The organism is Amorphus sp. MBR-141 (assembly GCF_053628695.1).
The window spans coordinates 1-7,492 of sequence record NZ_JBRJGW010000061.1; the positions used below are offsets into that span (position 1 = coordinate 1).

6 protein-coding genes are annotated in these 7,492 nt (G+C 63.5%); all 6 read right to left on the reverse strand.

The annotated features are described in order from the left end of the window. Positions 1-260: 260 nt before the first annotated feature. On the reverse strand, positions 261-1,463 hold the full coding sequence (locus tag ACSSVZ_RS27615; protein WP_453974079.1) for an IS701 family transposase: 1,203 nt from the start codon (positions 1,461-1,463) through the stop codon (positions 261-263). Positions 1,464-1,740: 277 nt separating this feature from the next. Further along, positions 1,741-3,189, reverse strand: a complete 1,449-nt coding sequence (locus tag ACSSVZ_RS27620; RefSeq protein ID WP_453974080.1) for an aldehyde dehydrogenase family protein — start codon at positions 3,187-3,189, stop codon at positions 1,741-1,743. Positions 3,190-3,257: 68 nt separating this feature from the next. Further along, positions 3,258-4,523 carry a TRAP transporter large permease gene (locus tag ACSSVZ_RS27625; protein ID WP_453974081.1) on the reverse strand — a complete coding sequence of 422 codons (1,266 nt, stop codon included), beginning with the start codon at positions 4,521-4,523 and terminating at the stop codon, positions 3,258-3,260. Positions 4,524-4,542: 19 nt separating this feature from the next. After that, positions 4,543-5,106 (reverse strand): TRAP transporter small permease, encoded by a 564-nt coding sequence (locus tag ACSSVZ_RS27630; protein ID WP_453974082.1) that lies wholly within the window; start codon positions 5,104-5,106, stop codon positions 4,543-4,545. A gap of 85 nt (positions 5,107-5,191) precedes the next feature. Beyond that, a complete protein-coding gene (locus ACSSVZ_RS27635) occupies positions 5,192-6,196 on the reverse strand; it encodes a TRAP transporter substrate-binding protein (RefSeq protein ID WP_453974083.1) in 1,005 nt (334 codons plus the stop codon). Between the two features lie 60 nt (positions 6,197-6,256). Next, on the reverse strand, positions 6,257-7,015 hold the full coding sequence (locus ACSSVZ_RS27640) for an SDR family NAD(P)-dependent oxidoreductase (RefSeq protein ID WP_453974084.1): 759 nt from the start codon (positions 7,013-7,015) through the stop codon (positions 6,257-6,259). Between the last annotated feature and the right edge of the window lie 477 nt (positions 7,016-7,492).

Here is a 7,492-nt window from a genome sequence, read left to right on the forward strand (position 1 = left end):
CGATCGTTGCTGGATCGCCAGCTTGGTGGACCGCTTCGCTCTCGGCGAGGGGTGCCACCTGCGATTACGCTAAGTGGTCCTCCCTGAAGTAGGCTGCTGAGCCTAGCACTATAGTTGCGCTTTTGATTTGAGGTGAGCTTGTCGAGCAGCGGCCTGATGTGCTCGTCGCCAAAGCGACCATGCGATGACATGGGCAGGTTGGATACCTCGTCGGGCAAGACGCGTAGCGACGCGGCGGATTTCCTGGACCGACCAGCGGATCAGCGGCGGGTTTTTGGGCCTCTCTGGCGCATTGTTTTTGGGGGCGGCGCAGCGATCGCGTGGTGGCGGATGATGGCCAGCATGGCAAAGGCAAGCATGACCAGCGAGACGTGGCGATGCCAGCCGTGCCAGGAACGGGTCTCGTTGTGGTCGAGACCGAGTTCGTTCTTGGCGGTTTCAAAGCTGTCCTCGATCGCCCAGCGATGACCTTCCACCCTGACCAGTGTCTCGATTGGCGTGCCAGCCGGCGCCCATGTCGAGAAGTAGGCGAGATCGCCATCGGCGATCTTGCGGCGGATCAGCAAGCCGCGCGTCCACAAGCCGGCGAGCGCATGATTGTATTCGCCGACCTCGAGATCGGCCAGTTCGAGATAGACCCAGTCGTGAAGCCGCTCGCCTTTGGTGCCATCACCCGCAGACAGACGCCGCCAGGCGGCTTCCGGCATACTCCCGGCGATCTCCCTGGCGGTTCCGGCAATGGCTTGCGGCTTTGCCCATGAGCGGAAGGGGTGATTGGCATTCACCCCGAGCACATAACCCTTTCCGGCGCGTCGCAAGGCCGTTTCAATGTCGCCGACGCCATAGACGCTGTCGGCCGCGACCCAGGAAAATGGGACCTCCGTGCCAATCGCCCGTTCGATCATGGAGAGCGCGATGGCTGGCTTGGTTGCAAAACCGAAGCTCTCAGGCACATGGGCCCTGGCCAGGCGCGCCCGATCGTCCGTCCAGGCCTTGGGCAGATAGTGCGTGCGGTCGATGAAAGCATGGCCGTGCCGCGAGACGTAGGTGGCGAACACTCCAATCTGGCAATTGGTGATCTTGCCCGCCGACCCCGTATACTGACGCGCCACCCCGCATGACGCCTTGCCCTGCTTCAGGAAATCGGTTTCGTCGATCACGAGTACCGCGTCCGGGTCGGCCAGCGCCTCGAGCCCGTAGTCGCGGACAACGTCGCGCAGTGCATCGGCATCCCAGCGGCCGCGGCCCAGAATGGCCTGCTGACGCCACGGACCAGGATCGCCGGCCGCCTCGGCACGCATCCATCCCGTCTTGCGCCGCTCCTCGCCGAGCAGGCCGTCCAGAAACTGTCCGGCCGAAACCGCGACACGCTCCTGCGTGAACAGCGGCCGCATCCGCGCCTTAACATCCCGCAGCGAAGACGCCCAAAGCTCAAGCGTCGCCTCAACCGATGCTCCAACCATTCCATGACCTCCGAATCATGGAAACCCATGGATTCAGCGAGCACCAGAATGCGCAACTGTAATGCTAGGTGTCGGACCACTTCGATCGTCCCACTCGTGAAAGTCGGAGTATCTCGGCCTGACAGGAACCGTCCTGCACAAACTGAACCATGGAAGGCCGCTTCCGAGGCGCCCTGCCGAAATCCGGACAGTCCGGAAGCAGCCAGCTTAGTCGGGCCTACGCCAAGTTTCGAGAGGTGCGCTCCTCTGGCCCGTTGAGGGCATCGAATGCGGGTCCTCAGCTAACGGTGCCGACGTTCTGATAGATGTGCTTGAGTTCGCTGAAATCGTGCAGGGCGTCGTAACCATGCAGCCGACCGATGCCGCTGCGCCGGTAGCCGCCGGTTTCGGCCTCGGCGAAGAGTTTGTTGTGATCGTTGATCCACACCGTGCCGTTCCGGAGGGCGCGGGCGAGCCGCATGGAGGCGGGCCCGTCGTTGGTCCACACACTGGCGGAGAGGCCGAACGTCGTGTTGTTGGCCTTCTTCACGGCCTCCTTCTCGTCCGCGAACGGCTCCAGCACCAGCAGTGGCCCGAACACCTCTTCCTGGCAGAAGGCGGCGTTCTCGTCGCGCTGGGCGACGAGCGACGGCGTGAGGAAGGCGCTCGCCTCCGGCGCCCCGTCGGGAATACCGCCACGAAGCAGCACCTCGTCGCAGGCATCGAAGGCCGCCTCGATTTCCGTTTGGACAGTCGAGCGCGCCCGCTGGTCGATGAGCGGCCCCATGCCGATGCCGTCGTCCAGGCCGTTGCCTACCTTGATGGCGGCCAGCGCCGACGCAAGTGCTGTCTTCATCTCCGCGTAGCGCGACTCGTGGACGAGAACACGGCGCGCGCCGGTGCACTGCTGGCCGGAGATGATGGTGGCGGCTGCGGCAAGCTTGGGGGCAATGGCCTCTACATCGGCATCGGCGAGCACCACGCAGCACGACTTGCCACCCAGCTCCAGCGACAGCTTCTTCATCGTGGGTGCGCCGGCGACCATGATCGCCTCGCCCACCCTGGTGGAGCCGGTGAAGGAAATTGTATCCACATCCTCTGAAGCGACGAGCCGCATCGCGCCCTCGTGGCCGGTCTCGAAAAAGACGTTCACCACCCCGTCAGGAAGGCCGGGGATGCCCACGAGCGTCTCGAACACCATCGCGGAGAATAACGCCGTCTGCGGCGCCGGCTTCGTCACCGTCGTGCAGCCGGCGCCGAGGGCGGGTGCGAGTGAGCGGATCAGGAGCACGGCCGGCGCATTCCACGGGATGATCAGCCCGGCGACGCCGGCCGGCTCGCGGATCATGGTGGCGAACTCGCCTGGCGCGACTTCCATGGCGGAGCCAGGGAAGTGGCGCGTCAGGCCGGCATAGTAGCGGATCTCGGAAACAGCCCCGGCGATCTCGCCCTTCGAGTGGGCGAGCGGCTTGCCGTTGGTGAGCGTCAGGCAGTGGGCGAGCGCGTCGGTGCGCGCTTCCATCGCGTCGGCCCAGCGCAGGAGCACCATCTGCCGGTCGCGCGGTGAGTGGGCCCAGAGGGTCTCGTCGAAGGCGCGGCGCGCGGCGGCAATCGCCGTCTCGACTTCGGCGACACCGCCGTCGGAGAAAATCCCGAGGCGGTCGCCGGTCGCGGGGTTAAGGGAGGTTCCGGTGCGGCCGTCGGCCGACGGCTGCCAGCCGCCGGCGATGAAGTGACGTGCGTCCATGGTGTTCCTCAGGCTTCTTGATTGGTGGAAACGGCGTCGGGCACCGGCGCGCGCGACCGGGTCACCGGCTATCGCCCGATGATCCCGGTTACCAGGGCCGGTTGCCAGGAGATCAGGATGAGGATGGCGATCGAGCAGAGCAGGAACGGCGTCAGCGGTTTCATGATCGCCGCCGGCTTACAGCCCGAAACATTGGCCGCGACGAACAGTGCCGTGCCGACCGGTGGCGTGAGCAGGCCGATCACGAGGTTCAGGCACACGACTACGCCGAAGTGGAACGGATCGATTCCGTAGCTCGACTGAGCGATCGGCAGCAGGATCGGTACCACGAGAATCAGCGCCGCAATCGCGTCGATGACGGTTCCCACGAGCAGCAGCAACACGTTGAGAAGCAGCATGAACACGAACGGGTTCTCGGTGAGGAGCTGCATCTGCACGGCGAGCGTCTGCGGCACCTTCTCGTAGACGATGATCCAGCCGAAGACGTTGGCGGCCGCCACGAGAAACAGCACCGTGGACGAATTGACGACGAGCCGAACCAACATCTGGGGTACACGGCCGAACTTGAACTCGCCGTGCGCGATGAGGCCGACGAGCACAGCGGCAATCGCAGCAAGCGCCGCCGATTCCGTCGGGGTCGCGATGCCGCCGGCGATGCCGCCGATAATGACCACCGGAATGCCGAGCGAGGGCAGGGCCTGCAGGATCGCCTGAATCGCCTGAGCGCGGGACATCGCTTCCTCGCGCGGATATTCATAGAAGAAGCCCATGACTGCCACTGCGGCAATGAACGACGCGCCCATTAGCAGGCCGGGCACGATGCCGGCGAGGAACATATCGCCGATGCTGATCTGGGCGAGCACGCCGTAGATGACGAAGAGCATCGAGGGCGGGATGATCGGCGACATCAGGCCGCCGGCCGCGGTGACCGCGGTGGCAAAGTTCCGATCGTAGCCGCGCCGCGCCATTTCCGGGATCATAACGTGGCCCATCACGGCGATCTGGGCGTTCGTCGACCCGATGATTGCTGCCATGAACATGTTGGCTACGAGGTTGATGTAGGCGAGCCCGCCCCTCAGAGAGCCAACGAAGATGCTGGCAAAGTTGACGAGGCGGCGGGTAATCCCGCCCTCGTTCATCAGCTCGCCCACCAGCATGAACAGCGGGATGGCCAAAAGCCCGTACTTCTCCAGTCCGCCGTAGAGCTGCTGCGGAAAGGACTGAAAGAGGATGAGGTTGCCGCTGGTCAGGATGTAGACCATGGCGGTCATCGCCAGAACCAGTGCGATCGGAACGCCGGCGAAGAGCAGAAACGCAAAGCTGATCGGTACCAAGTCTGGCTCCTGATTTTCGTCAGTCTATCTCGGTCAGGCCGAAATCCTCCGGGGAGGCTTCGACCGTGGCGGAGAGAAGGTTGGACAGGGCATGGATGGCGCTGCCGACGGCGAAAATAGGCATGATCAGCCAGAGCCAGAATTTCGGAAAGCCGAGGGTCGTGGTCGTCTCGGCGTAGATGAAGTTGAAGGTCCGTCCTGAGAACGCGTCCTTGGCGAAGCCAAGCCGTGCAAGCGTCAGCGGGTCGAACCAGTGGAAGGTCAGAACCAGAAGAACCGCAAAGAACACGAGCACCAGCACATCGACGAGCTTGCCGGCCAGGACAGCGGCCCGTGTCGGCAGCGCATCGGGAATGAGCGTCACGGCGACGCTGGAACGATAGTGGATCGAAGCGGAGGCGCCCAGGAAGGCCATCCAGACCATTGACGCAATCGCTGCCTCGTCGACCCAGAAGATCGACGTTCCCATCGTTCGCGTGACGACGTTGAGAAGAATGAACAGCGCGATAAGCAGACCGAATACGCAGGCGACTGTGATCTCGGCCTTGGCGATACCCGCGCTGATGGAATGAAGCGCCCTCATGCTGCCTCTGTCATGGAAGCAGTCGGCCCCAAGGGCCGACTGCGGATCGCATCTTCGCCGGGTTGGCGGCGATGCCGGCAAACCCCTACTGAAACTGTGCGGCTTCCTCGCGCAGGGCGTCGATGGTGGGCTTCTGATCGGACCAGATCTCCTCCCACTTTTCCACGACGCCCGGGAAGAAGTCGGGCCCGACCGGCTTCACCTCGATGCCCGTCGCGCGGATGTCCTCGATCATCTGCGGCTCGGCTTCGGCGTACTCCTGGCGCAGCTCGGCGAGGGACTCGCGCATCGCTGTGCGGACCATCTCGCGGTCCTCCTCCGACATACCGGCCCACACGCGGCCCGACACCAGGCCCACCATGGGGAACATGGCGTGGTTGCTCAGGAGCAGGTGCGGGGCCCGATCGTAGAGCTTGAAGTTCAGGATCAGCTCGGGATCGATGTCGATCGCGTCGACCTGGCCGTTGGCGAGCGCGTCGTAGACGTCCGGCAGCGGCATCGGCGTCGGTGCGATGCCGAGAATGGTGTAGAAATCGCGGAACGGCTTGAAGGGCGTGATCCGCATCTTCTTGCCCTTCAGGTCGTCGATGCTCTCCATCGGTTCCGTCGACATCATTTCCCGCATAGTCGCGATGCCGTAGTCGACGCCGACCACGCCCATCTGCTTGGGGAGCAGCTCGAGCAGGCCCTGCGCGGTCGGGCCACTTAGTATCTCGTTAGCCTGGCTGACATTATCGACGAGGAAGGGCGCGTAGAGCGCACCAAACTCGGGAACCCGGTTGGACACGTCGGCAATGGTGAGGAAGGCCATATCTAACGCGCCGGTCTGGAGCTGCTGGACCATCTGGCTCTCGTCCCCAAGCTGCCCGGACGGGAACAGCGAGACGGTAATGTCGCCGTTCGAGCGCTCCTCCAGCTTGTCGCCCATTGACTGGGCGGCCTTGTTCCAGAGATGACCCGCAGGAACGATCGTCCCGAGCCGGTATTCCTTCGCACTGCCGTCGGTCGCGGTCGCAAACGACATGGCCACGACGGCTGCAACGGCAACGAACGTGCCCTTGCCCACGACCCGCATGAGTTCGGATTTCATTCAGTCCTCCCTTTGGTTTCGATTGAGCGTCTCGGATAGGTCTGGAGCGGATGGGCCCGGTCAATGCATGACCGAGCCGCCGTCTACCACCACGGCCTGCCCGGTCATGAACGCGCAGTCATCCGACGCCAGGAACAGGAGCGGTCCGATGAGGTCTTCTGAATGCTGGTCGCGCTTGATGGCGCGGCTGGCGATGATCGGTCCCGTCAGGGTTTCCCGGAGTTCTGTGTTCGCGACCACCTGCTCGCTGAGGACCAGGCCGGGCGCCAGCGTGTTGACGCAAATGCCACTGTCTCCCACCTCCCGCGCGAGCGCCCGTGTCATCGCAATGATGGCACCCTTCGACGTCACGTAGTGCAGCAGGCCGGGGGTGCCCTTGAATACGGTGCCGGAGGCGATGTTGATGATTCGGCCGTAGTTGTTCTGCTTCATGACCGGCACCACGACCTTGGCGCAGATGAACGCGCCACGGACGTTCACGTCCATGACCTTGTCCCACTCGTCGGGGTCGATCTCGAGGAAGGGCTTGATCTTCAGCGAGGCGTAGATGGCGGCGTTGGAGACTAGGATATCGATCCGCCCGTGAACCTTCACCACTTCATCGACCATCGCCTGAACGGAAGCCTGATCGCTGACGTCGGCGTGAATGAACCGGGCATTGTGGCCGGCGTCGGTCAGCTCCTTTGCGACGGTGCTGCCGTCCAGGATGTCGCTGATGACGACGACTGCGCCCTCGGCGGCGAGGGCGCGGGCGTAGGTCGCGCCGATGCCCTGGGCTGCACCCGTGATGATGGCGACTTTTCCGGCCACTCGACCCATGAAGACCTCCTGTTTACGCTCACACACACGACACCGGACCCGGCGAAAGGCCGGGGCGGCAGTCGTCCGATACACCCTCGGTGCTGCGGACCCTATGAAGGGGAAGACGTGATGGATCGCGATCTGCGCGTGGTTGCGTGCACTGTGTCCTCGGCCTTCGACCTGTTTTTCAGGACGCGCACGCAATGGTCCTTTCCTTCCCTTGGCCCAAGGTTAGGCACATCGAAGGATCAGGAGAACTAATGATTTCTGATAAATGGCATCAGGGAAAGTGATGAATTTTGCCAACGTAGCTGCTACTGTCAGCTACTCGTCGGTCTCGCACCTTGTGGTGAAAGGGCAGCTTTTCGCTGACAGCGGCTCCGAACCTGCCAGTCCGTTCTCGTGAAGAGTTTCGGGCGCCGAAAGGCGTACGAAAGTCCCCGAGGAAGGAACCCGCGGGCCCCAGGCGATGGGCTATGGGGATTTCGGATTTAG

Bases quoted from the DNA above. Each gene is read 5' to 3' on its own strand.
- ACSSVZ_RS27635 (WP_453974083.1), bottom strand. From the start codon at position 6,196: ATGAAATCCGAACTCATGCGGGTCGTGGGCAAGGGCACGTTCGTTGCC.
- ACSSVZ_RS27620 (WP_453974080.1), bottom strand. From the start codon at position 3,189: ATGGACGCACGTCACTTCATCGCCGGCGGCTGGCAGCCGTCGGCCGAC.
- ACSSVZ_RS27615 (WP_453974079.1), bottom strand. From the start codon at position 1,463: ATGGTTGGAGCATCGGTTGAGGCGACGCTTGAGCTTTGGGCGTCTTCG.
- ACSSVZ_RS27630 (WP_453974082.1), bottom strand. From the start codon at position 5,106: ATGAGGGCGCTTCATTCCATCAGCGCGGGTATCGCCAAGGCCGAGATC.
- ACSSVZ_RS27640 (WP_453974084.1), bottom strand. From the start codon at position 7,015: ATGGGTCGAGTGGCCGGAAAAGTCGCCATCATCACGGGTGCAGCCCAG.